The following is an 18,806-nucleotide window of genomic DNA, read 5'->3' on the forward strand; positions in this document are numbered from 1 at the left end:
CTTAGCTCTGGCCCGCTTTGTATCCGACACCGCGCACCGTCAGTACAATCTCGGGTGCTTCGGGGTCGCGTTCAATCTTGGAGCGGAGCCTCTGCACATGCACATTCACCAACCGCGTGTCCGCAGCGTGGCGGTATCCCCAAACCTGTTCCAGGAGCATTTCCCGGGTGAAAACCTGCCACGGCTTGCGTGCCAGCGCCACGAGCAGGTCGAACTCAAGCGGAGTCAGCGAAATGCTGTCTCCTCCACGGGAGACGGAGTGGCCCGCCACGTCGATGGACACTTCGCCGATACGCAGCGTTTCCGGGGACTTCTGGTCGCCCGGGCGCAGCCGCGCCCGGACCCGGGCCACCAGCTCGGCGGGCTTGAACGGCTTGGGCACGTAGTCGTCGGCTCCCGATTCCAAGCCGCGTACGACGTCGGCCGTGTCGGATTTCGCGGTGAGCATCACGATGGGGGTATCGGCTTCGCTGCGGATCTGCCGGCATACTTCGATACCGTCGATACCGGGCAGCATCAGGTCCAGCAGCACGAGGTCGGGCTTGCTGTTCCGGAAGATTTCCAGTGCCGAGGAGCCGTCTGCGCAGAACACCGGTTCGAACCCGTCGTTGCGCAGCACAATGCCGATCATTTCGGCCAATGCCTCGTCGTCGTCTACGACCAGTATGCGTGACTTCATAGCTCCCTGTTTCGCTGCTTGCGTCCGTCCGCGCGCAGTTGCGCGCTGGGGCCAGCAGTCCTGGCGGCTGCCGCTCCCCCAAGGCGTGCGTTGCCGCCCAAGTTAATCCCTATCATCCTAGAGGACACAAATACGGCCGCGGCTCGCCTCCTGTGCCGATTCGGGGCCGGATAACTATAGTCGAGGTAATTATCACGACTGGCTGCGGGGGAAACGGGTCAAATGAGCGAGCAGGAACACACTGGGCCGGGCAACGGACCGGACGCCGGTCCGGGTACACCGGGTCCGCCGGCTGCTCCAGGGGCAGCAGATGGTACCCCCGGTGCGTGGCAGCAGCCTGCCCCTAACCAGTGGGGCCAGCAGCAACCCGCCCCCAACCAGTGGGGCCAGCAGCAACCCGCCCCCAACCAGTGGGGCCAGCAGCCCAACCCGTGGGGCCAGCCGAACCCGTGGGGACAGCCGAACCCGTGGGGACAGCCGAACCCGTGGGGACAGCCCGCAGGCGGGCCCATGCCTCCTGGTGCGTACATCCCCCCGCCCAAGCCGGGCATCGTCCCGCTGCGCCGGCTGGGCGTGGGCGAAATCCTGGACGGCGCCTTCCGTGCCTGCCGTCGCAGTGCCGCGGCGACGTTCGGCAGCGCGCTGCTGATCCAGGCTTTCATAGCGCTCGTCACGGTTATCCTCGGTTTCATTTTCGGTGACCAGATCGTCATCGACCCCGTGACGGGTGACTTGTCAGATGCCGGCATGTCCGACGACGAGGTGCTTGGGTCCACGCTCAGCATCCTGTCCCTGTTCGGCTGGGTGGCGTTGGGAAACACGGCCGGAGCCCTGCTGATCCAGGGCCTTATGGTGATCCCGGTGGCCCGCGCCGTGCTGAACCTCAAGACCGGTTTCGGCCAAACGTGGCGGATCCTGGGTCCGGTCCTGCTCCGCCTGGCCGGACTCATACTGTTGCTGATGGCCGCGTTCCTTGCCGCCTTCACCCTGCTGGTCCTGCTTTTCAGCCTGGTCATCTACATGCTGGGCGACGCGGGAATCGTCGTCACGGTCCTCGGTTCGCTGGCTTCGATAGCCCTCCTCGCGTGGGTATCGGTAAAACTCATGGTGGCCCCTGCGGTACTGGTCCTGGAAGGAACCGGCGTGTTTCGTTCCCTGGCCCGGGCCTGGCAGGTGACACGGACAAACTGGTGGCGCGTCTTCGGGGTGCTGTTGCTGACCGGACTGATCACTTCGGTGCTGATGCAGGTCCTGAGTGTCCCGCTCGGCCTCATCACGTCCCTGTCACTCGGCGCGGACCCGGCAAACAGCGGCACGTTCGCGCTGCTCATGACAGCGCTTTCGCTGCTGGTTGCCGGCATCGCCTATACCTTCCAGGGTGCCGTGACTGCCCTGCTTTACGTGGACCTGCGGATGCGGCGTGAAGGGTTCGATATCGCCCTGATGAGGGAGCAGGAGAATCCCCGCATCCAGGACCCCGATTTCCTGCCGGGCAGGGCCGCGCCGGCCGCGCCCGGCGGCACCTACCACGGCCCGGGAATGCCATGATTCCCACCCGGGTTCCCGGTGACGTGCCGGTGGATCCCGAGTCGGACCAGGCACGGGAGTGGCTAAGCGATGAACTGTCCCGGGACATCTATGCAGACGCCGAACCAGGGCTGCTTCAGCGTGCGTGGAAGGCCGTGACCGAGTGGCTGGGCGATTTGCTTGACGGACTGGAGGGCCTCGACGCCGGGCCGGGGACGCTGGTCCTGGCGCTGGCCGCCGCGGCGGTTGCCGTCATTGTTGTCCTCATATTCCGGCCCCGCTTCTCCTCCGCCGCGAAAAAACCCGGGAAAGTCTTCGCGCAAGACCTGATCGAAGCTGCGCAGCAGCACCGTGCACGCGCCGAACAGGCCGAGGCTGCGCAGCGCTGGGACGAGGCACTCGCGGAACGGTTCCGCGCTATGGTCCGGTCCGCCGAGGAGCGGGTCGTCTTCGAGGCGCGCCCTTCGCGGACCGCTGCCGAAGCAGGCGCCGCCCTGGCGTCGGCGTTCCCCGAAGCCCGTACGGAACTCCTGTGGCTTGGCCGGCGCTTTGATGAGGTCATGTACGGTACAGAGCACGCTGCCTCCGACGACTGCCGGCGGGCCGCCGCGCTGGACGGGGCATTGGAATCCGCCCGTCCTGCCTTGTCCCCCGAACCTGCCATGGCGGCACCCCGGTGACTGGTACGCGCACCCCCTCTCCCCCGGTCCCCGCCGGCCTGCCCGGCCTGCCCGGCCTGCCCGGCCTGCCCGGCCTGCCCGGCCTGCCCACAACGGATACCGGCGGGAGCCCCGGGGGATCACCCGCAGTCCGTGCTGCCGGCCCGGGCCGAGTGCTTGGCTGGTTCCGCCGGCACCGGGTCCTGCTGGCACTGGTCCTGGTCCTGGCCGTTGTGGCGGCCCTCTCGGTCTTTGCCCGCCCCCGGCAGGACAGTGAGCCCCTGTCGCCGGACAACGCGGCTCCGGACGGTGCCATGGCAGTCGCGGAGGTCCTGGCCGGCCAAGGCGTAAAAGTGCAGCATCCGCAGGACCTGGCCGAGGCCTATGCCGCCCTGGACGCGAACCCCGGTGCCACGCTGCTGTTCCTGGACCCCCGGGAGTTCCTCAACAGCGAGCAGCGCGAAGAACTTGCTGACGAGGCGGGGCGGGTGGTCCTGGTGGCGCCGTCCTTTGCGCAACTGTCGGATTTCGCACCCGACATCCGTCCCGCCGGTGTCGTACCCGACGACGCCGCCGGGCAAAGTGCCGAAGCGCGCTGTTCCGACGAAGACGCCCAGGCTGCCGGCACAGTCAGCGCCGGAGGCCAAAGCTACCGCGGCCCGGTGACCTGTTTCCCCTCGCCGGGCGCGGAGGGAACCGACCCGGCGGGGTCCTACGCCGCTACCAAGGGCGGGAGCGCCGTCGTCCTGGGCAGCCCGGACCTGATCGCCAACGCCACTGTGACGGACGAGGGCAACGCTGCCCTTGCCCTGCGCTCGCTGGGCGCGGACGAAACCCTGGTGTGGTATCAGGCCGGGCCGCAGGACATCGCTGCCGCAGAGCGGCCCGCGGACCCCTTCGACTATCTGCCTCCCTGGGTTTATCCGCTGGGGGCCTGGCTGGTGCTGGTTGCCGGATTGGCCGCCTTCTGGCGCGGGCGCAGGCTCGGGCCGCTGGCCGAGGAACCGCTGCCCGTGGTGGTGCCCGCTGCGGAGACGGTTGAGGGCCGTGCCCGCCTCTATAGGGGCAGCAACGCCGTGAGCCATGCAGCGGCAAACCTGCGGGCAGCAGCCATGACGCGGATGGCAGCGCATCTGCGGCTGGGACCGGGGGCTGACGCCGACGCAGTAACAATGGCCGCAGCCTCCGCCACCGGCCGCAGTTATACCGCGGTCGACCACCTGCTCAACCAATCGATGCCGGGGACAAGCGCCGAACTGGTGCGCTGGACCTGGGACCTGCAAGACCTAGAGGAAGAAGCAACGTCATTATGAGCCAGCAGTACGAGCCCTACCCGGCGGCGCCCGCACCATCCCGGTCCTCAAACGGAGCCGCAGCCGCGCCGCCCCTGCCTCCGGGCGGCGACCCCGTCCGGGCCGCCCTGGCCCAGGTCCGCCGTGAAGTGGGCAAGGCGGTGGTGGGGCAGGACGCTGCCGTGACCGGCCTGATCATTGCCCTGCTGGCTCGGGGCCACGTGCTGCTGGAGGGTGTGCCCGGCGTGGCCAAGACACTCCTGGTCCGGGCCCTGTCCGAAGCGTTGAGCCTGGACACGAAACGGGTGCAGTTCACTCCTGACCTGATGCCCGGCGATGTCACCGGCTCGCTGATCTATGACAACCGCTCCTCCGGGTTCTCCTTCCGGGAAGGACCCGTTTTCACCAATATCCTGCTGGCAGACGAAATCAACCGCACGCCGCCAAAAACTCAGGCTTCCCTGCTGGAAGCCATGGAGGAGCGGCAAGTAACGGTGGACGGGACAACCCGTGCCCTGCCCGAACCGTTCATTGTCGCGGCTACGCAGAACCCCGTGGAGTACGAGGGGACCTACCCGCTCCCCGAGGCGCAGCTGGACCGTTTCCTGCTGAAAATGACGTTGGACCTGCCCGGGCGGGAGGATGAGATCGAAGTGATCCGCCGGCACAGCAGCGGCTTCGATCCGCGCAACCTTGCGGCCGCTGGTGTACGGCCCGTCGCATCGGCGCGGGACTTGGAACTGGCCCGCGAAGCCGTAGCCCGGGTGGCCGTGGCCCCGGAAGTCCTGGCCTACATAGTGGACGTGGTGCGTGCCACCCGGTCCGCGCCGTCCTTCCAGCTGGGCGTCTCCCCGCGCGGGGCCACAGCGCTGCTGAACACGGCACGTGCCTGGGCCTGGCTTTCGGAGCGTACATTCGTCACCCCTGACGATGTGAAGGCCCTGACCCTTCCGGCCCTGCGGCACCGGGTGGCGCTTCGGCCCGAAGCCCAAATGGACGGCGTCAGCGTTGACCAGGTGCTGGGAAGCATCCTGGCGACCGTCCCGGTACCCCGGTAACCGGGACTTCGGATGGCTGTTTCCGGACGGTTGGTCCTGCTGGCGTTTCTTGGCGCCGGTGCCGTAATCCTTTATCCCGGGACTGCGTCCATTCTCCTGTGGCTGCTCTTCCTTGCTGCCGCGGCAACCCTGGACCTGCTCCTGGCTGCCCCGGTGAAGTCCCTGCGGATAGACCGGCGGCTGCCGGACAGTGTGCGCCTGACCGAGGCGACGGTCGGCACCCTGGTGGTGCGCAACACCGCAGGACGGCCGCTGCGGGCGGTGATCCGGGATGCCTGGCAGCCCTCCGCCGGGGCGCGGGACCCCGAGCAGCGGCTGGCGGTCCCCGCGGGTGAGGCCCGCCGGATGGACGTGCATCTTCAGCCGGCTCGGCGGGGCGTGCTGACCAGCAGTTCCGTGGCAGTGCGCAGTTTCGGCCCGCTGGGACTGGCTGCCCGGCAGCGCACGCTTCCGGTGGCCGCGCAGTTGAGGGTGCTGCCGCCGTTCCGGTCCAAACGGCACCTGCCCTCCAAGCTGCGGCGGCTGCGCGAACTGGACGGCAACACCTCCGTCCAGCTGCGCGGGGCCGGCACGGAATTCGATTCCCTGCGCGAATACGTGCGCGGCGACGATGTCCGTTCCATCGACTGGCGCGCCACCGCCCGCAGGCGGGAAACCGTGGTGCGGACCTGGCGGCCGGAACGGGACCGCCGGGTGGTCATAGCCCTGGATACCTCCCGGACTTCGGCGGCCCGGATCGAGGACGAACCGCGGCTGGACACCGGCATCGAGGCATCGCTCCTGCTCGGCGTGCTGGCCGGCAGCAGCGGTGACCGCGTGGATTTCCTGGCCTTCGACCGCCGCATCCGGGCCAGGGTGGATTCGGGCGGCAAGGGAAATATGCTGAGCCGGCTGGCCACGGCCACCGCCCCGTTGACCCCCGAGCTCATCGAAGCGGACTTTTCCCTGCTCCCCGCTGCAGTGCAGCAGATCTCGGGCCGCCGCTCCCTGGTGGTGCTGATTACCGCCCTTGACTCGGGCGCATTGGAAGAGGGCCTGCTTCCGGTACTGCCCCGGCTGCTGGAGAAGCACGTGGTGGTGGTTGCCTCGGTCCGGGACCCCGGCCTGGACGAGCTGCGCAGGGCCGGCGGCACGACGTCGTCGGTGTTCCGCGCCGCTGCCGCCGAACGCGCGCTGCTGGACCGGGCTGCCATGGGGGAACAGCTGCGTTCAATGGGCGCCGAAGTGGTGGACGAACCGCCGCACGAGCTGCCGCCGAAACTCGCGGATATGTACATTCGGCTCAAGGCCGCCGGGAGGCTGTAAGAATTAAGCATGGTGTCCGTCTACCGCACCGTCCTGGGCTCCTCCTTCGAGCGGCTGCAACCCGAACTCCGGGAATATTTCGGCCTGCACGCAGGCTCCGGGTGGTTCGGTGAGGGCACCGGCGTGTTCAGCCGGGCGGGCTGCCCGCGGCGCTGGCTGCGGCCCCTGCTGCCGCTGGTCCCGGTGGCCAACGCCTTTTTCCCCGACTACGGGGAGGACATCCCCTTCACCATCCGCAACTACCCGCATCTGGACCCCTGGGGCCGGCCGGCACTGACCGCGGTGCGGACCTTCGGGTTTCCGGGCGTGCAGCGCATCTTTGAGGACACCACGGTGCTGACGGCGCCGGGGGTGCTGACGGACTATCTGGGCCGGCGCCGCAATATGGCTACGGACCTGCTGCTTCGGGTATCCGCAGACGGACACCTGCACATGGATTCACCGGGCAGCCGCCTGTTCCTCGGCCGGCTGCGCCTGCCCCTGCCGCACTTTGCCGGAGCGGATGCCCGGGTGGAGCAGTGGTGGGACCCCGCACAGCAGCACTTCCGGATCAGCGCCCGGGTGGTGCAGCGGCAGGTGGGTACGGTGTTCGAGTATGACGGCGCCTTCACCTACGCCTACCGGGAGTTCGACGGCGTGCTGCCGGCCGGCGCGGAACCGGACCGCTGGGAGCGCCGCACCTAGGGTTGCGCAATCCGGTATCCGGTTAGCCCTCTGCTGCCACCTGGTCCAGGGCTGAGGCTGTCTGCGTCAGCCGGGCCAGGACCTTGCGGGCAGCGTCCGGTGACAGGCCGGCCAGGTCCGCTGCCGGCAGCAGCCCCAGTGACGGCAGGTCCTTCACGGAGAGTCCGAGCTTGCGCCAGGGGCGCAGCACCTTTTCCGCCAGGGCCGTGACCTGGGGAAGCGGCGCTCCGGCAGGCGGGAGGGACAGCACGCCGAGCCATACCCGCTCTCCGTTTTCCACCGCCTCGGCGATGCCCTCCCAGTCCCGGGCGTCGAGCCCGTCGGTGACCAGGGCCGTACCCTGCACTCCGGCGCTGCGGGCCAGCTCGAACGGGGACTGGACACCGGAACGCAGCGGGCCCAACTCCCCGGCACGCGGCAGCGCCAGCACGGTGTCCGCCCCGGCAGCACCAATCGCCTCGCGCAGCTGCTGCCAGGCGGCGGCAACCTCCCCCGACGCCACGGAGCGCAGCGTGCGGTAGCCGCTGGCCGTGGGGATACCTCCGGCGAGGATGGCGGCGATCTCCGGTTCGTCCACCTGCACCGTGATGCGGGCCCCGGGCACGGACGAGGCGGCCCGGGAAATGTAGCTCCCGACTCCGGCCGCAAGTGACTGCGCCAGTTCCCGCCGCGCACCGGCGTCGGCAAGGGCCCGTTCGCCGTTATGCAGGTGCAGGTTCGCGGCCAGGGACAGCGGCCCCCGCAGGGAAATTTTCAGTGCGTGCCCCGGGGACTCCTCGGCACCGGCTACGTCGGCCAGCGCATTCAGGTCCTGGCCGAGCAGTGAGACCGCACGCCGGTGCTCCTTGCCCGGGCGTTCCACGAGGCGCCAGCCGTGCGGCTGGATGTCCGCGAAGAGGTCAACCAGCAGGGAGGCGGAACGCCCCACGGCCTCCGCTTCCGGGCCCCGCTGGGGCAGTTCCATCAGGAACGGGAGATGCGGATCCCCCAGCTCACCGCGGATAACCCGGCTGGATTCCACCGGATCGGTTCCCGGCCAGCCGCCGGCCGCGCTTGCGGTGACGGTGCCGTTGCGGGTTGGAGCTTGCTGCGCCGGCTGAATCTGCCCCTGCGGGGTCCTGTCCTGCTCAGGCATCGGTGGCACCCGCGGACGCAGAGCCGGACTCAGGGCCGGCCGCGGGCCCGGCGGGTCCGCCGTTGCGCGTCTGGGAGATGGCCTGATGGTGGCGGATGACCTCACGGATGATGAAGTTCAGGAACTTCTCCGCGAACGCCGGATCCAGGTGCGCATCTGCCGCCAGCCGGCGCAGCCGGGCAATCTGCGCCACTTCGCGTCCCGGGTCCGCCGGCGGCAGGTGGTGCTCGGCCTTGAGGTGGCCCACCCGCTGGGTGGCCTTGAACCGCTCGGCCAGCAGATACACCAAGGTGGCATCGATGTTGTCGATGCTGCTGCGCATGGCGAGGAGTTCGTCCATAACGTCCTGGGCGACTTTCCCGGAGAGGGAGCTTGCCCGCGGATCGAATTCTTCGTCCGGTGATTCAGGTCCTGTATGGCTCATTGGACCAGTTTAGGCGGCAACGCTTAACCCCCGCGGCACGTTACGTACGGCCGTGCTAGGAAACCGCGGCCGGATCCCACTCGAGGGACCGGGCCGAGTCGATGGTTGCCTGGCCCAGCACCCGCGTGCCCTGGTACAGAACCATGGACTGGCCGGGGGCCACCCCGCGCATCGGTTCGGTGAGCCGGACCACCAGTTCCCCGCGTACCGCGCCGGTCGCTTCATCGGCCACGTCTTCCATCCAGCCGGTGGCCGCGACGGGGTCGCCGTGGGCGCGGACCTGTACCGTGCAGTCGAACCGGGTGCGGGCGGCGATCTCGGGGATCGGCACACCGGCCCAGGAAATCTTGGTCCCGCGCATCTGGTCGATGTTCAGCAGCTGCTCCGGTCCGACGACAACCTTGTTTTCCTTGGGCCGGATCTCCAGCACGAAGCGCGGTTTGCCGTCCGCCGCCGGAGTGCCGAGCTTCAGGCCGCGGCGCTGGCCCACGGTGTAGGCGTTTGCGCCGGGGTGGGTGCCGAGCTTCTGGCCCGTTTCATCGACGATGTCGCCTTCGGACATGTCGATGCGCTCTTCGAGCCAGCCGCGGGTGTCGCCGTCGGGAATGAAGCAGATGTCGTGGCTGTCCGGCTTGTTGGCCACGGACAGGCCGCGGCGTTCGGCTTCGGCCCGCACTTCGGCCTTGGACGGGGTTTCCGCCAGGGGGAACATGCAGTGCCGCAGCTGCTCTTCGGTCAGCACGCCGAGCACATAGGACTGGTCCTTCGCCCAGTCCGCGGCGCGGTGCAGTTCCGGGTTGCCCTCCGTGTTGGTGATGACCTTGGCGTAGTGGCCGGTGCAGACGGCGTCGAAGCCCAGGGCCAGTGCCTTCTCCAGCAGCGCGGCGAACTTGATCCGTTCGTTGCAGCGCATGCAGGGATTGGGTGTGCGGCCGGCGGCGTATTCGGCCACGAAGTCGTCCACCACATCTTCCTTGAACCGCTCCGAGAAGTCCCACACGTAGTAGGGGATGCCCAGGATGTCGCAGGCCCGCCACGCGTCCCGGGAGTCCTCGATGGTGCAGCAGCCGCGGCTGCCGGTACGCAGGGTTCCCGGCATCCGGGACAGCGCCAGGTGGACACCGACGACGTCGTGCCCTGCCTCCACTGCCCGTGCCGCTGCCACAGCGGAGTCCACTCCGCCGCTCATTGCTGCCAAAACCTTCATGAAGTCAAACCTGTTCCTGCTGTCTGGATGCTGCTTACGTGTCCGGCCATCCCGGCCTTCTTGGCCCGCTCATATGCTTCGGGCAGTACCTGCAATAACGTGTCAACGTCTTCGGCCGTGGTTGTATGCCCGAGGCTGAACCGCTGCGCTCCGCGGGCCTCGGTTTCGCTCAGCCCCATGGCGAGCAACACATGCGAAGGCCGCGGCACCCCGGCAGTGCAGGCCGAGCCGGTGGAGGATTCCACGCCGGCCAGGTCCAGGAGGAAAAGCAGCGAGTCCCCCTCGCATCCAGGGAAGGTGAAGTGAGCGTTGCCCGGCAGCCGGCGCCCGCCGTCGTCGTCGCGCACACCGCGCAGCACGGCGTCCGGGATGGCCCGCTCGACGCCGGTGATGAGGTAGTTCCGCAGGGTGCGCAGGCGTTCAGTCTCGTCCCCCAGATGCTCGACGGCGTCTTGGGCTGCCGCCGCGAACGCCGCGACGCCGGCCGTGTCCAGGGTGCCCGAGCGAATGTCGCGCTCCTGTCCTCCCCCGTGCAGGACCGGTGTGAGCTTGACCGACCGGCCCACCACCAGTGCCCCGGTGCCTACCGGTCCGCCAATCTTGTGGGCGCTCAGCGCCATGGTGTCCAGCCCGGAGGCACGGAAATCCACGGGCACGGCGCCGAAGGCCTGGACCGCGTCGGAATGCACCGGCACACCGTATTCGTGCGCCAAGGCGGCAACGGTCCGCACATCCTGCACGGTGCCGACCTCGTTGTTGGCCCACATAAGCGTGAGCAGGGCGATGCTGTCGGCGTTGGCTTCGAGCTCCCGGCGGACTGCGTCAAGGGAAATAACGCCGTCACCGTCCACCGGGATCCATACCGGGACGGCACCTTCGTGCTTTTCCAGCCATTCCACGGTGTCGAGCACTGCGTGGTGTTCGATGCCGGAGACCAGGATCCGGGTGCGGGCCGGATCGGCGTCGCGGCGGGCCCAGAACAGGCCCTTCACGGCCAGGTTGTCCGCTTCGGTGCCGCCGGACGTAAAGATGATTTCGGAGGAGTGGCAGCCTGCGGCGGCAGCAAGGATCTCCCGCGATTCCTCCACCACCATCCGGGCGCGCCGGCCCGAACCGTGCAGGGACGAGGGATTGCCGCTGCGGCTGAGTTCTGAAGTGAGTGCGGCGAGGGCCGAAGCCGAAATCGGCGTGGTCGCCGCGTGATCTAGATACACAGGCACCAGCTAATTCTAGCCGCCATAGCGGTCAGCACCCATTCGGCGGGCTGGGATTTTCCTGAGGGTTGGCCCACAGGTGCCGCCGCGCGCGGCGGGCTTCGGGATATCATCCTGCCGTGCGGCCAACCCCAACACCCCCGCTGACTGTTCCCCCGGGCCCGCCCGCGGACCGGAACACGGTCCTTGCTCACCTGGCCCGGGTGCTCCTGGCGCTGCAGCCCTCCTCCCGGTTGCTGATGGCCTTTGACGGCGTTGACGGCGCCGGGAAGACCACTTTCGCCGACGAACTCGCTTCTGCCCTCCGCGCGTCCGGCGCAGCCGAACCCCGCCAGGTCCTGCGGGTGGGCCTTGATGATTTCCACAACGTGCGCGGGGTCCGCTACCGGCTCGGCCGCAGCTCACCGGACGGCTTCTGGCTCGATTCCTACAATCTGGGCCAGTTCAAGGAGTACGTGCTGGACCCCTTGACCAAGGGGGCGCCGGCATTCCGGGACCGCGGCCATGACCTCGAGACTGATGCGGTGCTGGACCCGGCTCCGGTGCCGGCAGCACCCAACGCCGTCGTCCTGGTTGACGGGATGTTCCTGCACCGGGACGAACTGCGGAACTTCTGGGACTGCTCCGTGTTCCTGGACGTACCGTTCACGGTGACCGCTGCCCGGCTGGCTGTACGCGACGGTTCACCCTCAGTGCACCCGCACCGCCCGGGCCGGGACCGGTACGTGGGCGGGCAGCAAAGGTACTTCGCCGCAGCGGATCCGGCCGCCCGGGCGTTTCTGGTGCTGGAGAACTCCTGCGAAAGGACGCTGCAGGTGATTGATCCGGCAAACGCGACGTACCGGGCGGGGAAACAGCCGGGCGGGGAAACAGCCGGGCGGGGAAACAGTCGGGGAAAGTGAACAGCAGCGGTCGGTAGAATTGCCGCACTGGACCCCGAACCGTGCCGAAAGGAACCGCCGTGAGCCCGTCAGGCCGGACACTCTATGAGGTCTTGGGCCTGCTGCCCGGGGCGTCAGCTGCTGAAATCAAGTCCGCCTACCGGAAGGCTGCCCGCCAGACGCACCCCGACCACGGCGGCGACAGCGAGCGCTTCGACCGGGTTGCCGGTGCATACCGGGTGCTTTCCGATCCGGTTCGGAAAGCCGCCTATGACCGGCAGCTGGGCAGTGCCGGCAGTGCCCCGGCACGCAGCAGCGCGGCACGAACGGGCCGGGCTGCCGGAGAGGCCGCTGCCCCCGGCGCCGCAGCCGGCAGGACGGCAGCAGCGGATCTGGACCTTCCTCCAGTGTTTGTCCCGGACTTCTCCCCGCAGAATCCGCCGCTCATCCCCCTGACCATGGCCGGGCAGCAGATCCACGGCGCTCCCCGCCGTCCCGGCTTCTTCTCCCGGCTCGGCTCCACCGGCAGCCGGTTCGACGCCGAGAACCTCACCATTGCGCTGCTGGACCGGGAGCTGCTGGACGAGTACCCCGCCGCGCGGCTGGTCAACGGGCTGCACATTCCCGACGCCGGGCCGCGGGGCGGGAACCTCGACGTCGGCCATGTGCTGCTGGGCGGCTACCGGATGGCGGTCCTGGGCTCGCTTATGGCCGCTCCCGGGAACTACCGGTGGGACGGACGGCATCTGCTGCACCGCGGACGGGAAGTGTCCACGCTGCGGCTCGCCGATACGGTGCGGACCATGCAGGCCCGCTTTCCCACCTGCAATGTCGCCGGCTGGCTGGTCCTCCACAGCCCCAACGGCAACCCGTTCGAGCCCATCATCGATTACCCGCCCACTTTGAGCAGGTCCGCGCCCGCCACCCTGCACACAGCCAACCCGGGCGGCCTGGTCCGGGAGCTCCGCCGGTTCTTCGCCGAAGGGCCGACGCCGAACACGGTCCAGCTGCCCGTGCTGGGCCCGCTCATTGACGCTTCGGCACGCTGAGCCGTGCGTCTGCCCGGCCGGTGCCGGGCTTAGGATGGAGCTGTGTTCCGCATCCTTTTCCACTCCCCTGAAATCCCGGGCAACACGGGAAACGCCATCCGCCTTGCCGCCATTACCGGCGCCGAACTCCACCTGGTGGAGCCGCTGGGCTTCAGCCTGGAGGACTCCAAGCTGCGCCGCGCCGGCCTGGACTACCACGACCTCGCCGTCCTCCACGTGCACAAAAGCCTCGAGGACGCCTGGGAAGCCCTCGCACCGGAGCGGGTCTATGCCTTCACTTCCGACGGCGATACGTCCTACACCGATATCGAGTATCGTGCCGGTGACGTGCTGATGTTCGGCCGCGAGTCGGTGGGACTATCAGATGAGGTAAAGAAGGACCCGCATGTCACCGCACGGGTACGGTTGCCCATGCTGCCGACGCTGCGGTCCCTGAACCTGGCAAATTCCGCATCCATTGCCGTTTACGAAGCCTGGCGCCAGCATGGCTTCGCCGGTGCCCAGCTCTAGCTAAGGACATATCCCATGCCTGCACGCCACATCGGCACTGCCTACGACGACGGCGCCGCGGACTTTGAGCGCCTCGCACCATCGCTGTGGAATCCCATGGGCAATGCGCTTGCGGCGGCTGCGGACATCAGCCTGGGCGACCGCGTCCTGGATGCGTGCTGCGGCAGCGGTGCCACCACCATCCCTGCCGCCCAGTTCGCCGGACCCGATGCGACCGTTGACGGTGTGGACCTCAGCGGAGAGCTGCTGGCCCTGAACCAGGCGAAGGCGGACACCCTGTCCCTGAACGGCGTGCGGCTTTTCAAGGCCGATGCCGCTGGATGGCAGTCCGGGGATCCCTACGACGCCGTCCTCTGCGCCTACGGGCTTTTCCTCCTGCCCCAGATGGACGCCGCTGCGGCCCACCTGGTTTCGCAGCTGCGCTCCGGCGGACGGTTTGCCCTCAGCGTGTGGCAGGAAGGCGCCGGGTCCCCCTTCAGCGAACTGCTGTGGAAGGCCTGCCTGCAGGAACGTCCGGAACTGGCGGATGCCCCGCAGCCGAAGACGGACAACCTCCGGCGGATCAACACGCCGGAGAAACTTTCGGCCTGGCTCGAGTCCCTCGGCCTCACCGACGTGGCGGTAACCCCCACGCAGGGACGGGTCCAGCTCAGCGGTTCGCTGGCGTGGTCCCTGGTCATGGGCAGCACCTTCCGCGAACTCCTGCCTTCCGCGCCGGACGCGGTGGAACGGGTGCGTACAAACTTCCTGGCCGAACTCGGTGAGGACTTCGAGCTGAACGCCGACACCCTGATCGCCACCGGCGTCCGCCCCTAAGAGGGGCTGGCCGGCCCGGAGGCTGGCCAGCCCGGAGGGGGCTGGCCGGCCCGGCAGCCGGTTTAGAACCCGGCGATCGTCTCGGGCGTATTGACGCCCACCACGTGGAAGACCTCGGCGCTGGAGCCCTCGGACATACCGTGGCGGCGTGCGTTGTCCTGCAGGAACCGGCGCACCGAGGCGTCCATGCCCTCAATGTCCGGGTGCTGGCTGGCATGCACCCGGATGGCGGCGAGCTTGGTGTCCACGGTGGCGCTGACATCCACGGCCCGGTTCTCCCGCTCACGCGGCGCACCGTAGAACCACAGCCACGGCACCTTGTACGCCTGAAGTCCCCGCTCGGCCAGTTCGGGATAGGCGAAGGGGTTCTCCGCCGCGGGATACACCGCCCGGGTCACTATTTCGCCGCAGGCGAGGTGGTCCGGATGGCTGGCCTGCAGGCGGTCCCAGTTCCGTTCCGGGTGCATTGCCAGCACTACGTCCGGCCGTACGCGGCGGATCTGCTCCACTGCCCGGGCGATCACCGAGTGGTTCACCTCCAGGTAGCCGTCCCGCTCCCCCAGGAACACCACGTCCTGGGCCCCCACTGCGCGGGCTGCGGCGCGCTGTTCCTCGCTGCGCAGCTCACTGACCCCGGTGCGGTCCGCGGGGTCGAATCCCCCGGCGTCCCCGGAGGTCATGATGCAGTACGTGATCCGGGCGCCGTCGGACGCCCAGCGGGCCAGCGTGCCGGCGGCACCGAAATCAATGTCATCCGGGTGGGCGGCGAAGGCCAGGACCCGGCCGGGCGTTGGGAACTGGTCCACGCTAGGCCCTGCGCTTCCGGATTTCCGCGGCCGCCTGCGGCAGGACCGAGAACACGTCGCCCACCACGCCGAAGTCGGCAATTTCGAAGACCGGCGCATCGGCGTCCTTGTTTACCGCCACAATTACCTGCGCTGTCTGCATGCCCGCCTTTTGCTGGATCGCCCCGGAAATGCCGGCGGAAATGTACAGCTGCGGAGACACGGTCTTGCCGGTCTGGCCCACCTGCGCGGAGTGCTCTATCCAGCCGGCATCCGTGGCAGCGCGGGACGCTCCCACGGCCCCGCCCAGCAAATCCGCAAGCTCTTCGACGGGACCGAAGTTCCCGTCCATGCCGCGGCCGCCTGCCACAATCACCCGCGCTTCGGCCAGTTCGGGCCGCCCGCTGACACGTTTGCCGGTACGCCCGGTCACCCGTGCCGCGGGGCCGGCCTCGGGAACCGGCAGCTCGATCCGGGCCGGTGCACCGGCTTCGACGGCGTCGGCGGGCTCAACGCTGTTGGCCTTCACCGTGATGATCGGCGTTCCGGCCTGCACCCGGCACGTGGAGGTCCAGGACCCGGCCAGCACCGACTTGGTGACGGCGAGATCGGGGGCAACGGCAACGGCGTCGGTAATCACGCCGGAGCCCAGTTTGATCCCGGTGCGAGCGGCAATTTCGCGGTCTTCGAAGGAATTGCCCAGCAGGATCGCGGCCGGCTGCTCCGCGGTGGCCGCTTCGGCAAGGAAGGCCGCCTTGGCGGCAACCAGGACGGTATCCAGGTCTCCGGCAGGCTCGTAAACCTTCCGTGCGCCGTGCGCAGCCAGCGCTTCCGCCAGTTCCGTCTCCAGCGGTCGGGCGGAGGCAACCACCGGTTCACCCACGCTGCCCGCAAGGGTCAGCAATTCGCGGGCGGCCCGCGGCAGGGGCGGGGCAGGGACATCTAGGAAAACGAGGACGGACGCCATGGGATGCGCTCCTTCGGGACGTGGGCGGCGGCGCGCGGGTAGCGCCGGTGCAAGGGTCGGGGGGTCTAGATCAGTTTCTGCGCGGCAAGGTAGTCCACCAGCTGCACGCCGGCCGATCCGTCGTCGGTAATGATGGTTCCCTGTGAACGGGGCGGCCGGGGTGCCGACGCGGCGACGGTGGTCCAGGCCCCGTCGCGGCCCACCTGGCCGGCCTCAATGCCCAAGTCTGCGAGGCTGAGCACCCGTACGGTCTTTTTCTTCGCGGCCATGATGCCCTTGAAGTTGGGGTAGCGCGGATCGTTGGCCTGGTCCGTCACCGAGACCAGCGCCGGCAGCGGCGCCTCGACCGTCTCAGTAAAGGAGTCGCCGTCGCGGCGGGCCTTGACGAGCGGGCCGTCAGCGCTGTCGGCTACCTCCAGCTCGGACGCGAAGGTTACCTGCGCCAGCTGAAGCCGTTCGGCCAGCTGCGCCGGCACCAGGGAAGTCTCACCGTCGGTGGATGCCATCCCGCTGATGACCAGGTCCACCGGCCCGTCTGCGTCGGCGATGGCGCGCACGGCCGCGGCGAGCGCGAGCGACGTCCCGGCGGCGTCGGAGCCGGCCAGGGCTTCGTCGGAGAGGTGGACGCCGGAGTAGGCACCGATCTGCAGGGATTTCTTGACGGCGTTGACGGCTGCCGCCGGCCCCATCGAGAGGGCAGTGACGCGGTTTCCTGCCGCTTCGCCGCCTCGTGCCTCGGCCAGCTGCAGGGCCGCTTCCAGCGCGTATTCGTCCAGCTCGGAAAGGATGCTCTCGGAGCGGTCCAGGGTGTGTCCCGGGCCGGTGAGGTGCCGGTCAAACTGTGCGTCGGGGACATGCTTTACCAAAACAACAATGTTCAGCGGACGGTTGGCTGCTTCCTGCATTCCGCGCCTTTCCGGTAGGAAATCGGTTCCCGGCGGCCGGGAATGCTCCCGCCGACGCGCGCCTTCCGGTGGGACGGCGCGATTAAAGCTAATCACACCATGCTCCCCGGATGCCCCCGGTACGAAGGAAGGACCGCCTCCGGGGATTTCCGGAAGCGGCCCTTCGCCCGCTGGAACGGTTAGCCGTCCCTGGAATTACTCGTGACGGGTTACTGCTCGGCGGAGTCGCCGAGCGTAACGTCGGTGCTGGCGGCCATTCCGTCGCGGGTGTAGTCAATGGTGACCTTGCCGCCCGCGGGCTGCATGCGGATGGCTGCAGTCAGTGACTGTGCATCCGTGACCGGCATACCGTTCACCGAGGTGACCACGTCGCCCTTCTTCAGGCCTGCCTTGGCGCCCGGGGACCCGGAGACAACGTCGGCCACATCTGCGCCTACCGTGAAGGTAGAGGAGGAGTTCGACGCCGTGGCCGGCTTCACGGACACACCGAGATAGCCGTGGGAGGCCGATCCGTTGTCGATGATTTCATCCGCGATGCGCTGGGCGTAAGTGATCGGAATCGCGAAGCCGACACCGATGCTGCCGCTCTCCTCCCCTGCGCTGCCCGAGGCCGCCGAGGCGATGGCGACGTTGACGCCGATCACCTCGCCGCTGGTGTTCACCAGTGCGCCTCCCGAGTTGCCGTGGTTAATAGCCGCATCCGTCTGGAGCACGTTCAGGAAGATCGAGCTTTCACCGGAGCTCTGGTCCTGCGAGGAACCATCCGGCGGAGCGAAACGGAAACCGTTGCCGTCATCTTCGGGCACCTGAGAAGAGTCCGAGTCCGACTCCGGAGCCGCGGAGGACTGGACGCTGATGGTGCGGTTGAGCGTGGAGACGATGCCGTCGGTGACGGTTCCGGCCAGGCCGAGCGGCGCACCGATGGCGATCACGGTGTCCCCGACGTTCAGTTTCTCCGAGTCCCCCAGTGCTGCCGGCGTCAGGTCCGTGGCGTCGACCTTGATGACTGCCAGGTCCGACACCGGGTCGGTTCCGACGACGGTCGCCTGCAGGACCCGGCCGTCCGAGGTCTGCACTTCCACCGTCGGGTCGGCGGCGGTACCGCCGAGGGTCACCACGTGGGTGTTGGTCAGGATGTGTCCCTCATTGTCCAGGATGATCCCGGAGCCCGTACCCGTGCTGCCTGATGCGGCAACCTCGATGGTCACCACGCTGGGTGAGGCCTTGACCGCTGCGGCGGTCACGGCGTTGACGCTGTCCTTGTTGTTGACGACAACGGTTTCGGACTGGCCGGTCTGCCCGGCGCCGTTCGAGTCGCCATCCATAAGGCTGTTGGCACCTACGGCGACGCCGCCGCCCAGGAGGCCCGCCAGCACCATGCCGGTCACCAGCGCTCCGGCGCCGAACTTCTTTGCCCGTCCCGGGTGTTCCTGCCCCGTTCCGGCCGGCGCCTGGAATGCCGTGCCTTCTGACCCGTCGGCAGGCGGTCCGTACGGGGAAGAGCCGTACGTTGCCCCGTACGTCGGTCCGGTACCCGGTTCGGCGGACGGCTGCCCGGTCCCCGGTTGTGCAGATCCCGGCTGCGCAGATCCTGGCTGCGCAGATCCTGAGTATGACGACGGCGGCGCCGGCGGCCGGGGAGGCAGGTGGCGCTCAGGGCCGTCGGTTCCCCCGTGTTGCTCAGTCATGTGGGTTTCCTTTCCAAATTC

19 protein-coding genes are annotated in these 18,806 nt (G+C 68.5%); 10 read left to right on the forward strand and 9 right to left on the reverse strand.

Going from position 1 to position 18,806, the window contains the following annotated elements:
* Position 1: 1 nt before the first annotated feature.
* Entirely contained in the window at positions 2 to 679 is a 678-nt protein-coding gene (mtrA, locus tag LOC57_RS00490) for an MtrAB system response regulator MtrA (protein ID WP_227913687.1), read from the reverse strand.
* Positions 680 to 901: 222 nt separating this feature from the next.
* On the opposite strand from mtrA, the gene LOC57_RS00495 reads away from it, so the two are divergent.
* From LOC57_RS00495 to LOC57_RS00520, 6 genes are read left to right on the forward strand one after another with little or no spacing between them, the layout of a single operon-like run.
* A complete protein-coding gene (locus tag LOC57_RS00495) occupies positions 902 to 2,227 on the forward strand; it encodes a hypothetical protein (RefSeq protein ID WP_229957508.1) in 1,326 nt (441 codons plus the stop codon).
* Complete coding sequence (locus LOC57_RS00500; RefSeq protein ID WP_229957510.1) at positions 2,224 to 2,886, forward strand: DUF4129 domain-containing protein; 663 nt, start codon at positions 2,224 to 2,226, stop codon at positions 2,884 to 2,886. The genes LOC57_RS00495 and LOC57_RS00500 overlap by 4 nt, the downstream gene beginning before the upstream one ends.
* Positions 2,883 to 4,178: a DUF4350 domain-containing protein gene (locus LOC57_RS00505; RefSeq protein ID WP_229957511.1), complete on the forward strand. Its 1,296-nt coding sequence runs from the start codon at positions 2,883 to 2,885 to the stop codon at positions 4,176 to 4,178. The genes LOC57_RS00500 and LOC57_RS00505 overlap by 4 nt, the downstream gene beginning before the upstream one ends.
* On the forward strand, positions 4,175 to 5,215 hold the full coding sequence (locus LOC57_RS00510; protein ID WP_229957513.1) for an AAA family ATPase: 1,041 nt from the start codon (positions 4,175 to 4,177) through the stop codon (positions 5,213 to 5,215). The genes LOC57_RS00505 and LOC57_RS00510 overlap by 4 nt, the downstream gene beginning before the upstream one ends.
* 12 nt (positions 5,216 to 5,227) lie before the next feature.
* Positions 5,228 to 6,520 carry a DUF58 domain-containing protein gene (locus LOC57_RS00515; RefSeq protein ID WP_229957515.1) on the forward strand — a complete coding sequence of 431 codons (1,293 nt, stop codon included), beginning with the start codon at positions 5,228 to 5,230 and terminating at the stop codon, positions 6,518 to 6,520.
* 9 nt (positions 6,521 to 6,529) lie between these two features.
* Complete coding sequence (locus LOC57_RS00520) at positions 6,530 to 7,204, forward strand: DUF4166 domain-containing protein (RefSeq protein WP_229957518.1); 675 nt, start codon at positions 6,530 to 6,532, stop codon at positions 7,202 to 7,204.
* Between the two features lie 22 nt (positions 7,205 to 7,226).
* On the opposite strand, the gene LOC57_RS00525 is transcribed toward LOC57_RS00520, so the two are convergent.
* Genes LOC57_RS00525 through LOC57_RS00540 form a run of 4 tightly spaced genes read right to left on the reverse strand, consistent with a single transcriptional unit; the run spans position 7,227 to position 11,190 of the window.
* The gene (locus LOC57_RS00525) at positions 7,227 to 8,339 is read right to left on the reverse strand and encodes a hypothetical protein (RefSeq protein WP_229957520.1); all 1,113 of its coding nucleotides are present in this window, start codon (positions 8,337 to 8,339) and stop codon (positions 7,227 to 7,229) included.
* Positions 8,332 to 8,763, reverse strand: a complete 432-nt coding sequence (locus LOC57_RS00530) for a chorismate mutase (RefSeq protein WP_227913676.1) — start codon at positions 8,761 to 8,763, stop codon at positions 8,332 to 8,334. Before LOC57_RS00530 ends, LOC57_RS00525 begins: the two co-directional genes overlap by 8 nt.
* A gap of 55 nt (positions 8,764 to 8,818) precedes the next feature.
* Positions 8,819 to 9,970, reverse strand: coding sequence for a tRNA 2-thiouridine(34) synthase MnmA (mnmA, locus tag LOC57_RS00535; protein ID WP_227913674.1), 1,152 nt, complete (start codon positions 9,968 to 9,970; stop codon positions 8,819 to 8,821).
* Complete coding sequence (locus LOC57_RS00540) at positions 9,967 to 11,190, reverse strand: cysteine desulfurase family protein (RefSeq protein WP_227924993.1); 1,224 nt, start codon at positions 11,188 to 11,190, stop codon at positions 9,967 to 9,969. The genes mnmA and LOC57_RS00540 overlap by 4 nt, the downstream gene beginning before the upstream one ends.
* A 113-nt stretch (positions 11,191 to 11,303) precedes the next feature.
* Here LOC57_RS00540 and LOC57_RS00545 point away from each other — a divergent pair, with 113 nt between their 5' ends.
* Genes LOC57_RS00545 through LOC57_RS00560 form a run of 4 tightly spaced genes read left to right on the forward strand, consistent with a single transcriptional unit; the run spans position 11,304 to position 14,440 of the window.
* Entirely contained in the window at positions 11,304 to 12,086 is a 783-nt protein-coding gene (locus tag LOC57_RS00545) for a uridine kinase (RefSeq protein WP_229957522.1), read from the forward strand.
* A gap of 59 nt (positions 12,087 to 12,145) precedes the next feature.
* Positions 12,146 to 13,114: a J domain-containing protein gene (locus LOC57_RS00550; protein WP_229957524.1), complete on the forward strand. Its 969-nt coding sequence runs from the start codon at positions 12,146 to 12,148 to the stop codon at positions 13,112 to 13,114.
* Positions 13,115 to 13,156: 42 nt separating this feature from the next.
* Positions 13,157 to 13,624 (forward strand): tRNA (cytidine(34)-2'-O)-methyltransferase, encoded by a 468-nt coding sequence (locus tag LOC57_RS00555; protein ID WP_227913669.1) that lies wholly within the window; start codon positions 13,157 to 13,159, stop codon positions 13,622 to 13,624.
* A gap of 15 nt (positions 13,625 to 13,639) precedes the next feature.
* Positions 13,640 to 14,440, forward strand: a complete 801-nt coding sequence (locus tag LOC57_RS00560) for a class I SAM-dependent methyltransferase (protein WP_227913667.1) — start codon at positions 13,640 to 13,642, stop codon at positions 14,438 to 14,440.
* A gap of 62 nt (positions 14,441 to 14,502) precedes the next feature.
* Here the strand turns inward: LOC57_RS00560 and LOC57_RS00565 are convergent, their stop codons facing one another.
* The 4 genes from LOC57_RS00565 to LOC57_RS00580 all read right to left on the reverse strand — a co-directional run bounded on the left by LOC57_RS00565 (position 14,503) and on the right by LOC57_RS00580 (position 18,785).
* Positions 14,503 to 15,246, reverse strand: a complete 744-nt coding sequence (locus LOC57_RS00565) for a PIG-L deacetylase family protein (RefSeq protein WP_229957526.1) — start codon at positions 15,244 to 15,246, stop codon at positions 14,503 to 14,505.
* A 1-nt stretch (position 15,247) separates the two neighbouring features.
* Positions 15,248 to 16,192, reverse strand: coding sequence for an electron transfer flavoprotein subunit alpha/FixB family protein (locus tag LOC57_RS00570; protein WP_229957528.1), 945 nt, complete (start codon positions 16,190 to 16,192; stop codon positions 15,248 to 15,250).
* A gap of 65 nt (positions 16,193 to 16,257) precedes the next feature.
* On the reverse strand, positions 16,258 to 17,097 hold the full coding sequence (locus tag LOC57_RS00575) for an electron transfer flavoprotein subunit beta/FixA family protein (protein ID WP_227913662.1): 840 nt from the start codon (positions 17,095 to 17,097) through the stop codon (positions 16,258 to 16,260).
* A 209-nt stretch (positions 17,098 to 17,306) separates the two neighbouring features.
* Positions 17,307 to 18,785: a S1C family serine protease gene (locus LOC57_RS00580; RefSeq protein WP_229957531.1), complete on the reverse strand. Its 1,479-nt coding sequence runs from the start codon at positions 18,783 to 18,785 to the stop codon at positions 17,307 to 17,309.
* Positions 18,786 to 18,806 lie beyond the last annotated feature (21 nt).

The organism is Arthrobacter sp. zg-Y750 (genome assembly GCF_020907365.1).
GTDB lineage: Bacteria > Actinomycetota > Actinomycetes > Actinomycetales > Micrococcaceae > Arthrobacter_B.

Bases quoted from the DNA above. Each gene is read 5' to 3' on its own strand.
- LOC57_RS00530 (WP_227913676.1), bottom strand. From the start codon at position 8,763: ATGAGCCATACAGGACCTGAATCACCGGACGAAGAATTCGATCCGCGG.
- LOC57_RS00560 (WP_227913667.1), top strand. From the start codon at position 13,640: ATGCCTGCACGCCACATCGGCACTGCCTACGACGACGGCGCCGCGGAC.
- LOC57_RS00520 (WP_229957518.1), top strand. From the start codon at position 6,530: ATGGTGTCCGTCTACCGCACCGTCCTGGGCTCCTCCTTCGAGCGGCTG.
- LOC57_RS00510 (WP_229957513.1), top strand. From the start codon at position 4,175: ATGAGCCAGCAGTACGAGCCCTACCCGGCGGCGCCCGCACCATCCCGG.
- LOC57_RS00515 (WP_229957515.1), top strand. From the start codon at position 5,228: ATGGCTGTTTCCGGACGGTTGGTCCTGCTGGCGTTTCTTGGCGCCGGT.
- mnmA (WP_227913674.1), bottom strand. From the start codon at position 9,970: ATGAAGGTTTTGGCAGCAATGAGCGGCGGAGTGGACTCCGCTGTGGCA.
- LOC57_RS00580 (WP_229957531.1), bottom strand. From the start codon at position 18,785: ATGACTGAGCAACACGGGGGAACCGACGGCCCTGAGCGCCACCTGCCT.
- LOC57_RS00525 (WP_229957520.1), bottom strand. From the start codon at position 8,339: ATGCCTGAGCAGGACAGGACCCCGCAGGGGCAGATTCAGCCGGCGCAG.
- LOC57_RS00500 (WP_229957510.1), top strand. From the start codon at position 2,224: ATGATTCCCACCCGGGTTCCCGGTGACGTGCCGGTGGATCCCGAGTCG.
- LOC57_RS00575 (WP_227913662.1), bottom strand. From the start codon at position 17,097: ATGCAGGAAGCAGCCAACCGTCCGCTGAACATTGTTGTTTTGGTAAAG.
- LOC57_RS00495 (WP_229957508.1), top strand. From the start codon at position 902: ATGAGCGAGCAGGAACACACTGGGCCGGGCAACGGACCGGACGCCGGT.
- LOC57_RS00570 (WP_229957528.1), bottom strand. From the start codon at position 16,192: ATGGCGTCCGTCCTCGTTTTCCTAGATGTCCCTGCCCCGCCCCTGCCG.
- mtrA (WP_227913687.1), bottom strand. From the start codon at position 679: ATGAAGTCACGCATACTGGTCGTAGACGACGACGAGGCATTGGCCGAA.